The 16,598-nt window shown below is 73.0% G+C and carries 15 protein-coding genes; 10 read left to right on the forward strand and 5 right to left on the reverse strand.

Going from position 1 to position 16,598, the window contains the following annotated elements; all coding sequences use genetic code 11:
- Positions 1-7: 7 nt before the first annotated feature.
- Positions 8-2,875 carry a VanW family protein gene (locus ACPPVS_RS03440; RefSeq protein WP_426594588.1) on the forward strand — a complete coding sequence of 956 codons (2,868 nt, stop codon included), beginning with the start codon at positions 8-10 and terminating at the stop codon, positions 2,873-2,875.
- Here the strand turns inward: ACPPVS_RS03440 and ACPPVS_RS03445 are convergent.
- A complete protein-coding gene (locus tag ACPPVS_RS03445) occupies positions 2,872-3,117 on the reverse strand; it encodes a hypothetical protein (protein ID WP_426594589.1) in 246 nt (81 codons plus the stop codon). The two genes, ACPPVS_RS03440 and ACPPVS_RS03445, sit on opposite strands and share 4 nt — an antisense overlap.
- Before the next feature lie 84 nt (positions 3,118-3,201).
- Here ACPPVS_RS03445 and fdxA point away from each other — a divergent pair, with 84 nt between their 5' ends.
- The 3 genes from fdxA to ACPPVS_RS03460 all read left to right on the forward strand — a co-directional run bounded on the left by fdxA (position 3,202) and on the right by ACPPVS_RS03460 (position 6,185).
- Positions 3,202-3,528, forward strand: a complete 327-nt coding sequence (gene fdxA, locus ACPPVS_RS03450) for a ferredoxin (RefSeq protein WP_426594590.1) — start codon at positions 3,202-3,204, stop codon at positions 3,526-3,528.
- Positions 3,529-3,538: 10 nt separating this feature from the next.
- Positions 3,539-4,678 (forward strand): succinyldiaminopimelate transaminase, encoded by a 1,140-nt coding sequence (dapC, locus tag ACPPVS_RS03455; RefSeq protein ID WP_426594591.1) that lies wholly within the window; start codon positions 3,539-3,541, stop codon positions 4,676-4,678.
- Positions 4,679-4,874: 196 nt separating this feature from the next.
- On the forward strand, positions 4,875-6,185 hold the full coding sequence (locus ACPPVS_RS03460) for a citrate synthase (RefSeq protein WP_426594592.1): 1,311 nt from the start codon (positions 4,875-4,877) through the stop codon (positions 6,183-6,185).
- Positions 6,186-6,269: 84 nt separating this feature from the next.
- Here ACPPVS_RS03460 and ACPPVS_RS03465 read toward each other — a convergent pair whose 3' ends face one another.
- Both ACPPVS_RS03465 and dapD read right to left on the reverse strand, forming a co-directional pair.
- Positions 6,270-7,175 carry a hypothetical protein gene (locus ACPPVS_RS03465; RefSeq protein WP_426594593.1) on the reverse strand — a complete coding sequence of 302 codons (906 nt, stop codon included), beginning with the start codon at positions 7,173-7,175 and terminating at the stop codon, positions 6,270-6,272.
- The gene (gene dapD / locus ACPPVS_RS03470; RefSeq protein ID WP_426594594.1) at positions 7,172-8,134 is read right to left on the reverse strand and encodes a 2,3,4,5-tetrahydropyridine-2,6-dicarboxylate N-succinyltransferase; all 963 of its coding nucleotides are present in this window, start codon (positions 8,132-8,134) and stop codon (positions 7,172-7,174) included. Before dapD ends, ACPPVS_RS03465 begins: the two co-directional genes overlap by 4 nt.
- A gap of 114 nt (positions 8,135-8,248) precedes the next feature.
- Between dapD and dapE the strand changes: the two genes are divergently transcribed.
- The 6 genes from dapE (at position 8,249) to ACPPVS_RS03500 (ending at position 14,257) form a co-directional block, all read left to right on the forward strand.
- On the forward strand, positions 8,249-9,277 hold the full coding sequence (gene dapE, locus ACPPVS_RS03475; RefSeq protein ID WP_426595870.1) for a succinyl-diaminopimelate desuccinylase: 1,029 nt from the start codon (positions 8,249-8,251) through the stop codon (positions 9,275-9,277).
- Between the two features lie 53 nt (positions 9,278-9,330).
- Positions 9,331-10,149 carry a TIGR00730 family Rossman fold protein gene (locus ACPPVS_RS03480; RefSeq protein ID WP_426594596.1) on the forward strand — a complete coding sequence of 273 codons (819 nt, stop codon included), beginning with the start codon at positions 9,331-9,333 and terminating at the stop codon, positions 10,147-10,149.
- Positions 10,146-11,057, forward strand: a complete 912-nt coding sequence (gene folP, locus ACPPVS_RS03485; RefSeq protein ID WP_426594597.1) for a dihydropteroate synthase — start codon at positions 10,146-10,148, stop codon at positions 11,055-11,057. The genes ACPPVS_RS03480 and folP overlap by 4 nt, the downstream gene beginning before the upstream one ends.
- Entirely contained in the window at positions 11,054-12,301 is a 1,248-nt protein-coding gene (locus tag ACPPVS_RS03490; RefSeq protein ID WP_426594598.1) for a hypothetical protein, read from the forward strand. The genes folP and ACPPVS_RS03490 overlap by 4 nt, the downstream gene beginning before the upstream one ends.
- Positions 12,302-12,491: 190 nt before the next feature.
- The gene (locus ACPPVS_RS03495) at positions 12,492-12,659 is read left to right on the forward strand and encodes a DUF3117 domain-containing protein (protein WP_013772033.1); all 168 of its coding nucleotides are present in this window, start codon (positions 12,492-12,494) and stop codon (positions 12,657-12,659) included.
- Positions 12,660-12,661: 2 nt separating this feature from the next.
- A complete protein-coding gene (locus ACPPVS_RS03500; RefSeq protein ID WP_426594599.1) occupies positions 12,662-14,257 on the forward strand; it encodes a leucyl aminopeptidase family protein in 1,596 nt (531 codons plus the stop codon).
- A gap of 18 nt (positions 14,258-14,275) precedes the next feature.
- Here ACPPVS_RS03500 and ACPPVS_RS03505 read toward each other — a convergent pair whose 3' ends face one another.
- A complete protein-coding gene (locus ACPPVS_RS03505; protein ID WP_426594600.1) occupies positions 14,276-15,901 on the reverse strand; it encodes an MFS transporter in 1,626 nt (541 codons plus the stop codon).
- A complete protein-coding gene (locus tag ACPPVS_RS03510; protein WP_426595871.1) occupies positions 15,898-16,530 on the reverse strand; it encodes an O-methyltransferase in 633 nt (210 codons plus the stop codon). The genes ACPPVS_RS03505 and ACPPVS_RS03510 overlap by 4 nt, the downstream gene beginning before the upstream one ends.
- Between the last annotated feature and the right edge of the window lie 68 nt (positions 16,531-16,598).

A 16,598-nucleotide genomic window follows, 5' to 3' on the forward strand; every position in this document is an offset into this window, starting at 1 on the left:
GAGCGGTATGAGCAACGGCACCGAGCAGGACGGGTCCGGACGAGCAGGTGGCGGAGGCCCCACGTCGGGCGCCGGCGTGGTCGCGGACCCGGTCTGGCCCGTCTGGGGCGGGGCCCCGACGACGGCCGCCGAGGACTCGGCGCTCGACGCCGACCAGGGTGTCGACGAGGCACCCGCCGCGCCCGCACCGGACGACTCGGCCGCCGAGCCGGAGACGCCCGACGAGGCAGCGGCGGCCGAGCCCGACGACTCCGACGACCCTGTGGTGTCCGCCGAGACGTCGGGCTCCGCCGAGCCCGTTGCTTCCGATGAGCCGGCCGCCGCCGACGAGCCGGTTGCTTCCGATGAGCCGGCCGCTTCCGACGACGCGGCTGCTGCCGCCGAGCCGGTCGAGCCCGATGAGGTGGCTGGTGCCGGCGAGCTGGCCGCTTCGGGCGACGTGGCTGCTGCCGCCGAGCCGGTTGCTTCCGAGGAGGCGCCTGATGCCGACGAGCCGGCCGCCTCCGATGAGGTGGCTGCTGCCGACGAGTCCGGTGACGCCGGTGAGCCGGTTGCTTCCGATGAGGCGACCGCTGCCGACGAGGCGGCTGCTGCCGACGAGCCCGTTGCTTCCGGCCCCCCTGCTGCGTCCGAGGGGCCGGTTGCTTCCGATGAGGCGGCTCCTGCCGACCAGCCGGCCGCCTCCGATGAGGTGACCGCTGCCGACCAGACCGGTGACGCCGGCGAGCCGGTTGCTCCCGACGAGGTCGCTGCTGCCGACGTGTCGGTTGCTTCCGACGCGCCGGCTGCTGCCGGGACGGCGGAGCCCGCCGACGACCGGACCGAGGTCCTTCCGCCCGTGGTTGCCGCCGCGGTTGCGCCGGCGGCAGTCGCGCCCGTCGTCCAGCGTGTGCCGGTCGCCAACGCTGCGTCGGCGGACACGACGGTGCCGGTTGGAACGCCCGCGGCGGCGGCCAAGCCTGCGCCCGCTGAAGCCGCGGCCCCGACCGCGGTGATCCCGCCGGTCGCCACACCCGCACCGGTCCCCGCACCCGCACCGGTCCCCGCACCCGCACCCGCACCCGCGAGCGCGTTCGCGCCCGTCACGGCCGCCGCCGCGGCGGCCTCCGGCACGATCAACGCCGGCCGGGTGCCGTCGAGCGAGCGCACCCCGTCGCCCTTCGACGTGTTCGAGCCGGAGGACCGCCGTCGTCGCTGGCCGCGTCGGCTGGCGATCGTCGGCGGCATCCTGCTGGTCCTGTGCGCCGGGTACGTGGCCGCGTCGTACGCGGTGGCCGACACGGTCCCGCGGGGGGCGAGCGTCGCCGGGGTCGACATCGGCGGCCTCAAGTCGGCGGCCGCGGTGACCCGGCTCGACACCGAGCTCGCGGACCAGACCACCAAGCCGATCCCCGTGGTGGCGCAGGACACCCAGGCGACGCTCGACCCGGTCGCGGCCGGCCTGACGTTCGACGCGCAAGCCACCGTCGACGGGCTGACGGGCGTCGACCTCGGACACCCGAAGCAGCTCTGGGACCACATCGTCGGAGTCGGGGCGCAGCAGCCCGTGACGGCCGTCGACGCCAAGAAGCTCGCGGCGTCGGTCGACGGCCTGGGCACGGCGCTGCAGCTGTTGCCCGTCGACGGCACCATCGTCTTCGTCGACGCGACGGCGCAGTCGACCGCCGCCGTGGACGGCTGGGACCTGGACCCTGTGGGGTCGGCGAAGGTCGTCTCCGACGGCTGGCTCGACGCCCCCCGGCCCCTGCAGCTGCCGACGACGGCCGCGGCGCCCGCCATCACGCAGGACGAGACGGACGCGGCCCTCACCGAAGCGACCAAGGTGACCTCGGCGCCGGTCTCGGTGACGGTCGACGGGCAGGTGGCGTCGCTCGACGCGAAGACCCTCGCCGCCAACAGCGCCTATGTGCCGACCGACGGGGCCCTGGTCCTGCAGATGAACGGCGACGGCCTCACGGCGGCGGTCGTGGCGCAGCTGCCCGGGCTGCTGCAGCCGTCCGCGGACGCCCACTTCGAGTTCGTGAACGACGCCCCCGTGATCGTCCCCGGCACGCCGGGCACGACGCTCGACCCCAAGGCGGTCGCCACGGCGGTCTCGACGGCGGCGGTCTCCGACAACCGCTCCGCGACCGTCGAGCTGAGCCAGGCGGACCCGTCGCAGTCGACGGCCGCGCTCGAGGCGCTCGGGATCAAGGAGATCGTCTCGGAGTTCGACACGCCGCTGACCAGCGAGCCGCGCCGCACGGTGAACATCACCAACGGCGCCAGCAAGATCAGCGGCACGCTCATCAAGCCGGGCGAGACGTTCAGCCTGACCGACGCGCTCGGGCCGCTCGACGCGGCGCACGGGTTCGTCGAGGCCGGCGCGATCGTCAGCGGCGAGCACACGGACGCGTGGGGCGGCGGGCTGAGCCAGGTCTCGACCACCACCTACAACGCCGCGTTCCTGGCCGGGTTCGAGGACATCGAGCACAAGCCGCACAGCGAGTGGTTCGCGCGCTACCCGGAGGGTCGCGAGGCGACGATCTTCACGGGCACGCTCGACATGCGCTGGAAGAACAACACCCCGTACGGCGCCCTGGTCCAGGCCTGGGTGGCGAACAACCGGGTCTACGTGCGGGTGTGGGGCACCAAGTACTGGTCCGTGGAGTCGATCACCAGCCCGCGCAGCAACGTCGTCCAGCCGACGACCGTCTACTCGCAGTCGCCCACGTGCGAGGCCTCCTCGGCCGGCAACCCCGGGTTCAAGGTCACCGTGACGCGCAAGACGTCGCTCAACGGCGAGCTGAAGAAGACCGAGTCGAACTCCTGGACGTACAAGCCGCAGAACAAGATCATCTGCGGACCTGCGCCGGCCACCGCGCCGACGGGCTAGTCGGACGCCGGGTGCCGTCGCGCGGGTGGCGGCGGCACCTGCTTCGTCAGGACGATGTCCGCGGCAGGCACCCGGACGTCGCCTCGGCGGGTGCGGACGACGACGCCCTCGTCGTCGACCGCCAGCACCTCCCCGAGGACGTCGGTGTGCCGCGGCTCGCCGGCCGCGGGCCCGTCGTCGCGAAGCCGTCGGACGACCACCCGCACCCCCGGCGACCAGGCGCGCCACGTGGCGTCGCTCACGGCACGCTCCGTGGACAGGCGATCGCGGGGGCGGTCATGTGAGCGATACTAGGAGCGACCCCCGGCCACTGTGGAGGACCGACCGTGACGTATGTGATCGCCGAACCTTGCGTTGATGTCAAGGACAAGGCGTGCATCGAGGAATGTCCCGTGGACTGCATCTACGAGGGCAAGCGGTCGCTGTACATCCACCCCGACGAGTGCGTCGACTGCGGCGCGTGCGAGCCGGTGTGCCCCGTCGAGGCCATCTACTACGAGGACGACGTCCCCGAGCAGTGGACCGAGTACTACAAGGCGAACGTCGAGTTCTTCGACGACCTCGGCTCGCCCGGTGGTGCCGCGAAGATGGGTGAGATCGACAAGGACCACCCGATCATCGCGACGCTGCCGCTGCGCGTGCACGGCGAGTGACGCCTGCTCGATGGGCCTGCTGACCGGCGCGCTGCCGGACTTCCCCTGGGACACCCTGGCGCCGCACAAGGAACGCGCCGCCGCGTTCCCCGGCGGCATCGTCGACCTGTCGGTGGGCACGCCCGTCGACCCGACGCCGTCGGTCGTCCGGGAGGCCCTCGCGGCCGCGGCGGACTCGCCTGGCTATCCGACGACGGCCGGCACGCCCGAGCTGCGGCAGGCCGTCGTCGACTGGTTCGCGCGGCGACGCGGGGTCCGCGGGCTCGACCCGGCGGGTGTGCTGCCGACCATCGGCTCCAAGGAGCTCGTCGCGTTCCTGCCGTCGTTGCTCGGCCTCGGCGCCGGCGACGTCGTCCTGCACCCGTCGGCCGCCTACCCGACGTACGACGTCGGCGCGCGGCTCGCGGGCGCGACGCCGGAGCCGACGGACGACCCGGCGACGCGGCTTGCCGACGGTGGCGTCCGCCTGGTGTGGCTCAACTCCCCGGGCAACCCCACGGGCGAGGTCCTGGGCGTCGAGGAGCTCGCCCGCATCGTCGACGCGGCGCGGGCCGCAGCGGCTCGCGACGGGCGACCGGTCGTCGTCGCCTCCGACGAGTGCTACGCCGAGCTTGCCTGGGCCGAGCCGTGGGCCTCGCAGGGCATCCCGAGCGTGCTGGACCCACGCGTGACCGGTGGCGACCTGACCGGGCTGCTCGCGGTGTACTCGCTGTCCAAGCAGTCCAACCTCGCCGGCTACCGCGCGGCGTTCGTCGCGGGGGACCCGGCGCTCGTCGGCGAGCTGCTCGAGGTGCGCAAGCACGCCGGCATGATCGTGCCGGGACCCGTGCAGGCTGCGACCACCGCAGCGCTGGCCGACGACGCGCACGTCGCGGACCAGCGTGAGCGGTACCGACACCGCCGGACCACCCTGCGCGCCGCGTTCGAGCAGGCCGGGTACACGATCGACGGTTCGCACGCCGGGCTGTACCTGTGGGTCCGCCCGGAGGGTGGTGACCAGGACAGCTGGTCGACCGTCGCGGACCTCGCCTCGCTGGGCATCCTGGTGGCGCCGGGCGCGTTCTACGGCGCACCGCGGCACGTCCGGGCGGCGTTGACGGCGACGGACGAACGCATCGCCGAAGCCGCCGCGCGCCTTGCCGGGGCCTGACGCAACCCCGCCCAACACCCTGTGATCGTCGTCACAGCCCCAACGACGCGTCCAAGATTGGTCACGGAACGTCTTGCGCAGGTACCGTCGATCAAGGCCAACGGGGGCCGGAACGTGCACGCCGAACGGCGGCCATCAGCTGGCGGCAAGGACTCGCGGACATCCCGCCACCGAGCCGCCGCAGGAGAGGAACACCATGTCGGACGTTGCCACTGGGTTGGTTCACGTACCCGTCCAGCTGATCGTCGACGGGAAGTCCAAGGACCTGCCGATCGTGACCGCGACCGAGGGCAACGACGGCATCGTCGTCTCCTCGCTCCTGCGCGACACGGGTCTGGTCACGGTCGACCCCGGGTTCATGAACACGGCGTCCTGCGAGTCGAAGGTCACCTACATCGACGGCGACGAGGGGATCCTGCGCTACCGCGGCTACCCCATCGAGCAGCTGGCCGAGAAGTCGACGTTCCTCGAGGTCGCCTACCTGCTGATCCACGGCGAGCTGCCGACGCCGGCCGAGCTCGACGCGTTCGTCGAGCGCGTGAACCGGCACACGATGGTGCACGAGGACTTCCGCACGTTCATGGGGACGTTCCCGCGGCACGCGCACCCGATGACGGTCATGTCGTCGGCGCTCAACGCGCTCGCGGCGTTCTACCCGGAGTCGCTGGACCCGTTCGACCCGGAGACCATCGAGCTGGCCACCGTGCTGATCCTGGCCAAGACGCGCACGATCACCTCCTACGTGCACCGGGCGTCCAAGGGTGAGCCGCTGCTCTACCCCGACTACTCGCGCGGGTACGTCGAGGACTTCCTGCGCATGACGTTCGCAGTGCCGTACCAGCCGTACGAGGCCGACCCGAAGGTCGTCGCAGCGATGGACCAGCTGCTCATCCTGCACGCCGACCACGAGCAGAACTGCTCGACGTCGACGGTCCGCATCGTCGGCTCCAGCCACGCCAACCTGTACGCGTCGGTCGCGGCGGGCATCAACGCGCTGTCCGGTCCGCTGCACGGCGGCGCCAACGAGGCCGTGCTGAAGATGCTCACCGAGATCCAGGCCAACGGCGGTGACGCGACGGAGTTCATGAAGCGCGTCAAGAACAAGGAGCCCGGCGTCCGCCTCATGGGCTTCGGGCACCGCGTCTACAAGAACTACGACCCGCGCGCCGCGATCGTGAAGAAGAGCGCCGACTCGGTCCTGTCCGCCCTCGGCGGCAACGACGAGCTGCTCGACCTCGCGATGGGCCTCGAGGAGATCGCACTCTCCGACGAGTACTTCATCTCGCGCAAGCTCTACCCCAACGTGGACTTCTACACGGGCCTGATCTACAAGGCGATGGGCTTCTCCGAGGAGATGTTCACGCCCCTGTTCGCGCTCGGCCGGATGCCCGGCTGGATCGCCCAGTGGCGCGAGATGATGACCGACCCGCAGACGAAGATCGGCCGCCCCCGGCAGATCTACACGGGCGCCGTCGAGCGCGACTACGCGGGCATCGAGACCCGCTGACGCGACCGCGACGCCCGCGCTCGCCGTCCGCGCTCCGGCCGTCGGCACCGACGGGACAGTCGTCGGTACCGGCCACCGGTATCACTACACCGTCGTGATCGTCAGGCTGACCGTGCCGGCCGGGACCGGGGCGCTCGACGTGGCCCAGGTGCCGGTGGACCGGTCCCAGGTCTGGTCGCCGACGGTCACCGACGTCAGACCGAGCGGCTGCGCGACCGCGACGGCCCACTGCGCGAGCGCCCAGTCGCGCTGACCCTCGACCGACGTGACGGCCGCGGTCGGGAACGTCAGGGTGGCTCCGCCGTCCGTCGGGGTGACCTGGACCGGTACGTCGGAGCCGAGGTCGCGCTGGATGCGCGCGACGACGGCGTCGGCGGTGGTGGGTGCCGCGTCGTGCAGCGTGCAGGTCAGGGCGCCGGGCGAGAAGCCGGTGAGCGACGATGCCCACGCGCGCGCGGTGCCCTCGTGCTGGGCGTAGGCGTCGGGGAAGCCGGACCGCTGGACCGCTTGGGCGGCCTTGGTGATCTCCATGGTCTCGAAGCCGGGGACCTTGAGCAGGTGGTCGTAGAAGGTGCCGGTCGCGAAGACGGGGTCCTGCACCTGTTCGGCGGTGCCCCAGCCCTGCGACGGGCGCTGCTGGAACAGGCCGAGCGAGTCACGGTCGCCGTGCTCGACGTTGATGAGCTTCGACTCCTGCAGGGCGGTCGCCAACGCGATCGTCACGGCGCGCGCGGGCAGCTCGCGGCTGACCGCGATCCCGGCGATCAGCGCGGCGTTGTCGGCCTGCGCCGGGGACAGCGCCCAGCTCGTGCCGTCGACGGTGGCGACGCACCGCTCGGCGACGGGTGCGGCCGGGTGGGTCCGGGAGAGGAACCACACCACGCCCGCGACCCCGAGCGCCAGCACGCCCAGCGCCGCGACGACGGCACACCCACCGCGCCGACGAGGCCCGCCGGACCGGGCGCGCCGACGACGACGACGAGCGTTCACGCGTTGGCGTGCAGCGACGCGTTCAGCTCGACGCCCGAGCCCGCGCGCGCGACCGCCTCGACGCCGCCGGTCAGCGAGTTGCGACGGAACAGGATGTTGTCGCGGCCCGCGAGCTCGCGCGCCTTGACCACCGTGGGCTCAGCCGGCGCCGAGCCGGAGGCCGGAGCAAGGAGAGTGACCTTGGTCCCCGCCGTGACGTACAGGCCGGCCTCGACGACGCAGTCGTCGCCGAGCGGGATGCCCACGCCCGCGTTGGCGCCCAGCAGGGTGCGGCTGCCGATCGAGACGACCTCGCGACCGCCGCCGGACAGCGTGCCCATGATCGAGGCGCCGCCGCCGATGTCGGAGCCGTCGCCGACGACGACGCCGGCCGAGATGCGTCCCTCGACCATCGACGTGCCGAGGGTGCCGGCGTTGAAGTTGACGAACCCCTCGTGCATGACGGTCGTGCCGGAGGCGAGGTGGGCGCCCAGGCGCACCCGGTCGGCGTCGGCGATCCGCACGCCGGACGGGACCACGTAGTCCACCATCCGGGGGAACTTGTCGACGCCCAGCACGGTGACCGGGACGCCGGTGGTCGCGCGCAACCGGCCGCGCGTCGCCTCGAACCCCTCGACGGCGCACGGGCCGCGGTCGGTCCAGACGACGTTCGGCAGCACCCCGAAGATGCCGTCCAGGTTCTGGGCGTGCGGTGCGACGAGCCGGTGCGACAGCAGGTGCAGGCGCAGGTAGGCGTCGGCCGTGTCGGCGGGGGGTGCGTCCAGGTCGACCACGGTGCGCACCACCTGGATGCGTACCGCGCGGGCGTCGTCCTTGCCCTCGGCCGCGATCAGCTCGGCGGGCGTCTCGGCGCCCGTCGCGGGCTCGCCGAGCGCAGGTGCGGGGTACCAGACGTCGAGCGTGGTGCCGTCGTCGGTCACCGTCGCCAGGCCGTCTGCCCAGGCCTTCCGTGAAGTCATGGCAGCAACCCTAGGTCAACCGGGTGGGGCTAGGGTCGCGTCGTGGCCCCCGAGACCTCCGTCAACCTCGACCTGTCCACCGACCCCGTCGCGCTCACGCAGGCGATCTGCGACATGCCGTCCGTCAGCGGCGACGAGCGCACGATCGCCGACGCCGTCGAGGCGGCGCTGCGCGGGTACGCGCACCTCGAGGTCCTGCGGGACGGTGACGCGGTCGTCGCCCGCACGAGCCTGGGCCGACCCACGCGTGCCGTGATCGCGGGGCACCTGGACACGGTGCCGATCGCCGACAACCTGCCGACGCGGCTGGTGGGAGAGGGCGCTCTGGCCGAGCTGTGGGGGCGCGGGACCGTCGACATGAAGGGCGGGGTGGCCGTCCAGCTGGCGCTGGCCGCCGAGCTCGTGGCACCGACGCACGACGTCACGTGGGTGTTCTACGACCACGAGGAGGTCGACTCGGACCTCAACGGCCTCGGTCGGCTGGTGCGCAACCATCCCGACTGGGTGCGCGGCGACTTCGCGGTGCTGGGCGAGCCGACGAACGGCGGGCTGGAGGGCGGCTGCAACGGGACGCTGCGGGTCGAGGTCCGGCTGACCGGCGTGGCCGCCCACTCCGCTCGCGCGTGGATGGGTCGCAACGCCATCCATGCCGCGGGCGAGGTGCTGCGGCGGCTGGAGGCGTACGAGCCGGCGTCCGTCGAGGTGGACGGCCTCGTGTACCGCGAGAGCCTCAACGCCGTGCTCATCGGCGGCGGGACCGCCGCGAACGTTATCCCGGACGCCTGCGTGGTGACGGTGAACTACCGGTTCGCGCCCTCGTCGTCGGTCGCCCAGGCCGAGGCCCACGTGCGCGCGGTGTTCGAGGGCTACGACGTCGTGCTCACCGACGCCGCCGCGGGCGCGCGGCCCGGCCTGGACGCTCCGGCGGCCCAGCAGTTCGCGGCCGCGGTCCTGTCCGTGACCGGCGGCCGGCCCGCTCCGAAGTACGGCTGGACCGACGTCGCCCGGTTCTCTGAGCTCGGCATCCCCGCGGTGAACTTCGGCCCCGGCGACCCGCTGCTCGCGCACACGCGCGACGAGCACGTCACGGTCGGCCAGATCACGCTCGTCCACGCCGCCCTCCGTCACTGGCTGACCACCTGAACCGGCCGCACGGATGGCCGGTGCCGGGCCGTCGGCGCACCTAGAGTCGGGGCATGAGCGACGACGGTCAGCCCGCACCGGGGCTCGGCTACCGCAGGGGCCCGGTCCTGCTGCGCGGCCAGCAGATCCCCAAGACCACCTCCGACCAGCGGCTGCTCAGCAGCGGCTCCGAGGAAGCGGACTGGCTGCACGGTGACCCCTGGCGCGTCATGCGCATCCAGAGCGAGTTCGTCGAGGGCTTCGGGGCGCTCGCGGAGGTCGGTCGGGCGGTCAGTGTCTTCGGGTCCGCTCGCGTACCCGTCGACCACCCCGACTACGCCATCGGCATCGAGGTCGGCGGACGCCTGGCCCAGGCGGGGTACGCGGTCATCACCGGTGGCGGTCCCGGGATCATGGAGGCCGCGAACCGGGGCGCCAAAGGTGCCGGCGGGCTGTCGGTCGGGCTCGGCATCGAGCTGCCGTTCGAGCAGGGGATGAACGCGTTCGTCGACCTCGGCGTGAACTTCCGGTACTTCTTCGCGCGCAAGACGATGTTCATGAAGTACTCCGAGGGCTTCGTCGTGCTGCCCGGTGGCTTCGGCACGTTCGACGAGCTGTTCGAGGCCCTGACGCTGGTCCAGACGCACAAGGTGATCAGCTTCCCGATCGTCCTCGTCGGGCGCGCGTACTGGCAGGGTCTCCTCGACTGGGTGGTCGGCTCCGTCCTGGACCGGGGGATGGTCGGCAGCGCCGACCTCGAGCTGATCAAGCTCGTCGACACCGCCGAGGAGGCCGTCGCGGCGGTCCTGGCGCGCGGCGCGGAGCTGCGTGCGGAGGAGGAACGGGCGGCCGCCGAGACCGCGCTCGCGCAGCAGTCGCCGGAGAGCCCGTGAGCGTGGTCCCCCTCGCGGGCGCCCCCCTTCGCCTGCGGGGCCGCGAGATCGGCCCGGACCGCCCGGTCGTGATGGCCGTCGTCAACCGCACGCCGGACTCGTTCTACGCTCCCGCCCGGTACGACGACGCCACGGCCGACGACGCCGTCGCGCGCGCGGTCGACGAGGGTGCCGACATCGTCGACCTCGGCGGGGTCCGTGCGGGCCGCGGGCCGCGGGTCGAGCCCGGCGAGGAGATCGCCCGTGTGATCCCGCTGGTCGAGCGGGTGCGTCGACGACACCCGGAGCTGCTGGTCTCCGTCGACACCTGGCGCGCCGAGGTCGCCCGCGCCGCCGCCGACGCGGGCGCGGACCTCATCAACGACACGTGGGCCGGCCACGACCCGGGCCTGGTCGAGGTCGCGGCCGAGCGGGGACTCGGGATCGTCTGCTCGCACACCGGCGGCGCCCGGCCGCGCACCGACCCGTTCCGCGTCGAGTACCCCGCGACTCCGGGCGGCGACCCGCTGGACGGCGTGCTCGACGACGTGGTGCGCACGGTGTCCGCCGCGGCGCGCCGGGCGACGGAGCTGGGCATCGACCCGGGCAGCATCCTCGTCGACCCCACGCACGACTTCGGCAAGAACACCTGGCACAGCCTGCACCTGGTCCGCCGCACAGAGGCGCTCGTCGCGCTCGGCCATCCGGTGCTCATGGCGCTGTCCCGCAAGGACTTCGTCGGCGAGAGCCTGGACCTGCCCGCGGAGGACCGGCTCGAGGGGACCTTGGCCGCCACCGCCGTCGCGGCCTGGCTCGGGGCGCGGGTGTTCCGGGCGCACGACGTGCGCGCGACCCGCCGGACACTCGATATGGTCGCCACGATCCGCGGGGACCGAGCCCCCGCCAGGACGGTGAGAGGACTGGTGTGAGCGACGCAGCCGTGGCCGAGCCGACCGGCGCCGCACGGTTGTGGGACTGGTCCCGGACACGGCCGTGGTGGGTGCAGGTGCTCGCCGTCTATGCGGGAGCGCGGCTGGCCACGACCGTCGTCTTCCTCTGGGTGGCCTCCGTGCAGGGCCAGAACGCGTGGACCGGACCGCACCCGGGCTACTTCCCGTACGTCGGGTTCATGTTCGACGGCAGCTGGTACCGCCAGATCGCCGAGAGCGGCTACCCCGCGCAGCTGCCCGTGGGCGCGGCCGGCGACGTGCAGCAGAACGCCTGGGCGTTCTACCCGCTGTTCCCGTTCCTGACGCGGGGCGTCATGGAGATCACCCGGCTGCCCTGGGAGGTCGCGGCGCCGACCGTCGCGCTGCTCCTGGGTGCCGTCGCGATGCTGCTGATCTACCGGGCCGTCGACCAGGGCGCGCCGCGTGCGGTCCGTGCGCGCCCCGGCCTGCCGCTCGCCACGGTCGCGCTGGTCAGCGTCTTCCCGACCGCCGCCGTGCTGCAGACGGCCTACTCCGAGGCCCTCGCCCTGGCCCTGATCGCGGCCGCGCTGCTGCTGCTGATCCGGCGGCACTACGCCTGGATGGCTGTCGCCGTGCTGGCGCTCGGGTTCACACGGGCCGTCGCCCTGCCCATGGCAGCCGTCGTGGTCGTGCACGCGGCGGTGCGCTGGTGGAACGCGCGCCGGCAGACCGACACGTTCACCTGGCGTACCGCGGTGGGTCTGGGGCTGCTGACCGTCTGGTCCGCGGCGTCCGGGCTGCTGTGGCCGGCCGTCTGCGGGTGGGTGACCGGCGTGTCGGACGGGTACCTGCAGACGCAGGAGGCGTGGCGGGGCGTGCGGAGCGTGGCGCCGTTCTACGGCTGGACCTACGTCCCGAACTTCTGGTTCGGCGACCTGGCGATCCCCGTGGTGGTCCTGGGCTTCGCCCTGGTGATCGCCGTTCTCGTGGTGCCGGCGGCCTGGCGGCTGGGCAACGAGCTGCACAGCTGGGCGGCGGCCTACGTCGTCTACATCGCGGCCGTCGTCGAGCCGGGCAGCAGCCTCGCCCGCTTCCTGCTGCTCGCGTACCCGCTCGGTGCCGTGACCGCGGGTGTGGTCACGCGCCCCGCGGCGGCCCGGCGGTGGTGGTTCGTGGGCGTCCTGCTGCTCATGTTCGGGCTGCAGTTCCTCTGGGTCCGGGAGATGTGGCAGGCCAACGCGGGGCCCGACTGGCCCCCGTGATCGACGCCCGATCTCCTGGACATCCGTCCGATCGAGGGGCAGCGACGGCATCGGTCAAGGTGAGGGCCATCCTGTGAACTAGGATGGATCCCGGACAACCGGCAGCCGAGGCAGACGTGAGGTGCGCGCGAGCGCGCCCGCGACACTGGCCGCACGCAGCCCGGACGCACGAGCGAAGGAGACGCCCCGAATGGCCGCGATGAAGCCGAGGACCGGTGACGGCCCCCTCGAGGTCACGAAGGAAGGCCGCGGCATCGTCATGCGCGTGCCGCTCGAAGGCGGGGGACGGCTCGTGGTCGAGCTCAACGCGACCGAGGCCGCGGAGCTGGGTGAGGCCCTGACGTCCGTCGTCAGCTGACGATGGCACGCTCAGGGGGATCGACCGACCGGATCGGGCGGACGCTCCCGGCGGTCACGCTCGCCGGCGGGACGATCGCCACGTCGACGCTGCTCACGGACGGCGCGACCGACGCGGTCGCGATCCCGGTCTCGCCCGCGCGCGCCGGCGACGACGCGCTGGTCCCCGGCGAGGGGACCGCCGACGCTGCCGCCCGCTACGGCATCGACCTCGCCGAGATCGGCGAGCGCGCCCGCCTGGCGGGCAACCCCGGGGACCTCTACGTCCTGCAGCTCCCGCGCCCGGTCGGCTCCTCGGTCGCCCTGCCGTGGGCCGGTCTGCCGCCCCGGCTCGTGCTGGTCGGCGTCGGCGCCGGGCGTCCCGACGACCTGCGACGGGCGGGTGCCGCCCTCGCGCGCGCCACCCGCGGACTGGGTCGGGTGGTCACCACCATCGGCGCCGAGGCGCGGCAGACCGCGTCGCAGGCTGCGGCCGCGGCGCGTGCCGTCGCGGAGGGCTACCTGCTCGCCGCGTACGCGCCGCTGCGCATCACGGCGAACGACGACACCAAGGAACCCGCCGAGCTCGTCCTGCTCGGTCGCGACGGCACCCGCGCGGCGGCAGCGATCGCCGCGGCCGGCACGGCTGCGACGGCCACGTGGCTGGTCCGGGACCTGGCGACCACGCCCTCGAACACCAAGAACCCGGCATGGATGGCCGAGCAGGCACGCCGGCTCGGCACCGCTGCCGGGCTCGACGTGGCGGTCCGCGGTCCACGCGAGCTCGGCGAGTTCGGCGGGATCCTGGCCGTCGGGGCCGGGTCCGTGTCGCCGCCGCGGCTCGTCACCGTCGGCTACACGCCCGCGACGTTCACACCGGGCTCCGGCAAGCACGTGGTGGTCGTCGGCAAGGGCATCACGTACGACACCGGCGGGCTGTCCATCAAGCCCAGCGACGCGATGGTCCCGATGAAGACGGACATGACCGGGGCGGCGGTGGCGCTGGCCACCGTCCTGGGGGCCGCCGCGGACGGCGTCGCGCACCGCGTCACGGCGGTCCTGCCGCTGGCCGAGAACCACGTCGGCGCGTCCTCGTACCGGCCCGGCGACGTGCTGACGATGTTCGGCGGCACCACCGTCGAGATCGCCAACACCGATGCCGAGGGACGCCTCGTGCTGGCCGACGCGCTCGCCTGGGCGGACGCGACCCTCGACCCGGACGTGCTCATCGACGTGGCGACCCTCACGGGCGCCGCGACCATCGGCCTGGGCAAGCAGCACGCCGCCCTCTACTCCGCCGACCCGCTGCTCGTCGAGGACCTCGTGGCGGCGGGGCAGGCGTCGGGCGAGCGGGCGTGGCACATGCCGCTCGTCGAGGAGTACGAGGAGGCGGTGCGCTCGCAGGTCGCCGACCTGCGTCACGTGCCGCTGGACAAGAAGATCGGCGGCGGCTCGATCACGGCCGCACTGTTCCTGCGGCACTTCGTCGGGACCCGCACCTGGGCCCACCTCGACATCGCCGGTCCCGCCCGCTCCACCTCGGACAGGCACGAGGTCAGCGAGGGGGCCACCGGCTTCGGCGCACGCCTGCTGCTGCGTTACCTCGACGACCTGCGCTGATCGTCGAGCACCGACCGGTCAGGCTGCCGCGACGACCGCCTTCTTCTCGGATCCCGGCTGCTCGGCCGGCATGCGGCCCGTGAAGAACAGCCCGACGACGGCGATGAGAGCCAGCACGGCGAGTGCGCTGCGCAGACCGTCGAGCCGCGCCTGCGCGTTCTCGTGGACGATCGCCGTGGCGGCGTCGCCGCTCACGCCTGCGTCCTCGAGCGCGGTCACCAGCGCGGCATCGGAGATGAACGGGATGCCGGCGGCCAGCTCGACGCTCGCGGAGCTGGACACCTCCGCGGGGACGGCCTCGTTGTGCGCGATCCCCGCCAGGAACGACGACGTGAGCATCGCGATGAGGATCGAGCCTGCGAGCGCGGTACCCAGCGACGCGCCCAGGTTGGTCGCGGTGTTCTGCAGGCCACCCACCTCGTCGCTCTCGTCCGCCGGCACCGCCGAGACCGTGACGCTGCCCAGCTGGGACGCCAGCGCGCCGATCCCGAGGCCCGCCAGCAGCAGCGGCACGGTGACGATCTCCGGACCCGCCGACGACTCCATGGCCGTGAACAGCGAGACGATCCCCAGGCACATCGACAGCAGCCCGAGCCGGACCACGCGACGCGGCGACGCGTTCGGGAAGAACCGGGGGATGCCGGCGGCCGCGAGCAGGAGCGTGATGGACAGCGGCATGATCCGCAGGCCGGTGTCGATCGCGGACAGCCCCAGCGCGACCGACAGATAGAGCGGGATGGTGAAGAACAGCCCCGCCTGCACCAGGAACTGGAAGAAGAACATGAGCAGGCCGCCGGTGAACTGGCGGTTGCCGAACATCTCGAGCCGGACGAGCGGTTCGCGCCCGCGGCTCACCGTGCGGCGCTCCCAGGCGGCGAACAGCCAGATGACGAAGACGCCGACGAGCACGAGGACGATCGTCGGCGACAGACCCAGGACGGCCGGGCCGCCGGGCTTCGGCATGACCCAGCCCCAGGAGCTCGAGCGGAGCACGCCGAACACCGCGAGCCCCAGCCCGCTGACGGACAGGATCGCGCCGACGACGTCCAGCCTCGGGCCGCGCTCGGTCTCCGGGTCGGAGATCTTGCGGGTCCGCAGCAGGATGAGCAGCACCACCACGACCTCGCCGGCGAACACCCACCGCCACGAGAAGTAGGTCGTCGCGAAGCCACCGATGAGCGGGCCGAGGGCGACTGCGACGGCCCCGGCCGCCATGACCAGGCCGTAGGCGCGCGGGCGGCCCGACACCGGCACGTTGCTGGCGACGAGGGCCACGATCGCCGGGAGGATCAAGGCCGCACCGATCCCCTCGAGCAGCGACCAGCCGAGCAGCAGGACCGGCAGGTTGGGCGCCAGGGCCGTGGTGAGCGAGCCGGCACCGTAGATCACGCAGCCGATGGCGAACGCGCGCTTGCGGCCGATCAGCGTGCCGACCTTGCCGCCCGGGATCATGAGCATCGCCATGACCAGCGTGTAGAGCGTGATCGCCGTCTGGATGCCCTCGATGGTCGTCCCGACGTCCGCCGCGACGGTGGCGATCGCGACGTTCATGACCGAGCTGTCCAGGGTCATGAGGAACTGGCCGGCGCCGAGCGTCAGGATGACGGCGCCTGCGGTGGAGGCCTTGGCGGTGGTGGAGCTCACCGCTTGACCGCGACGAGCAGGCCGTCGCCGGAGGGCAGCAGAGCGGACACGAGCCGCTCGTCGGTGCGCACCGTCCGGCCGACCTCGCGGATGATCGTCGTCGTCTCGTCGCGTCGCGCCGGGTCGGCCACGCGGTCGTGCCAGAGCGCGTTGTCGACCGCCAGGACGCCGCCGGACCGCAGCATCCGCACGGCCTGCTCGACGTACTGCGGGTAGGACTCCTTGTCGGCGTCGACGAACACCAGGTCGTACGCGCCGTCGGTCAGGCGGGGGAGCACCTCGCTCGCCCGGCCGGGGATCGTCCGCGTGCGGGTGGGCTTGATGCCCTCCTCGGCGAACGCCTCCTTCGCCGCGCGCTGGTGCTCCAGCTCGAGGTCGATCGTGGTGAGCACGCCGTCGGCCGGCATGCCCCGCAGCAGGTACAGCGATCCGACGCCGGCACCCGTGCCGATCTCGACGACGGCCCGGGCGGACACCGTGGCGGCCAGGACGGTCAGCGCCGCACCCGAGCCCGGCAGGACGGGCGTGCAGCCGAGCTGGCCGGCCCGCTCACGCGCGCGCAGCAGGACGTCGTCCTCCGGCACGAACTCCTCGCAGTAGACCCAGCTCTGGGCCTTGTCGGTGGAGATGGCTGCCTCCTACGGGTTCTCTCGGGCGGTCTTCGACCAGCGTAGTGGCGCGACAGAACCCGCTGTGG

The sequence above is a fragment of the Cellulomonas sp. McL0617 genome, assembly GCF_049994875.1.
Classification (GTDB): domain Bacteria; phylum Actinomycetota; class Actinomycetes; order Actinomycetales; family Cellulomonadaceae; genus Cellulomonas.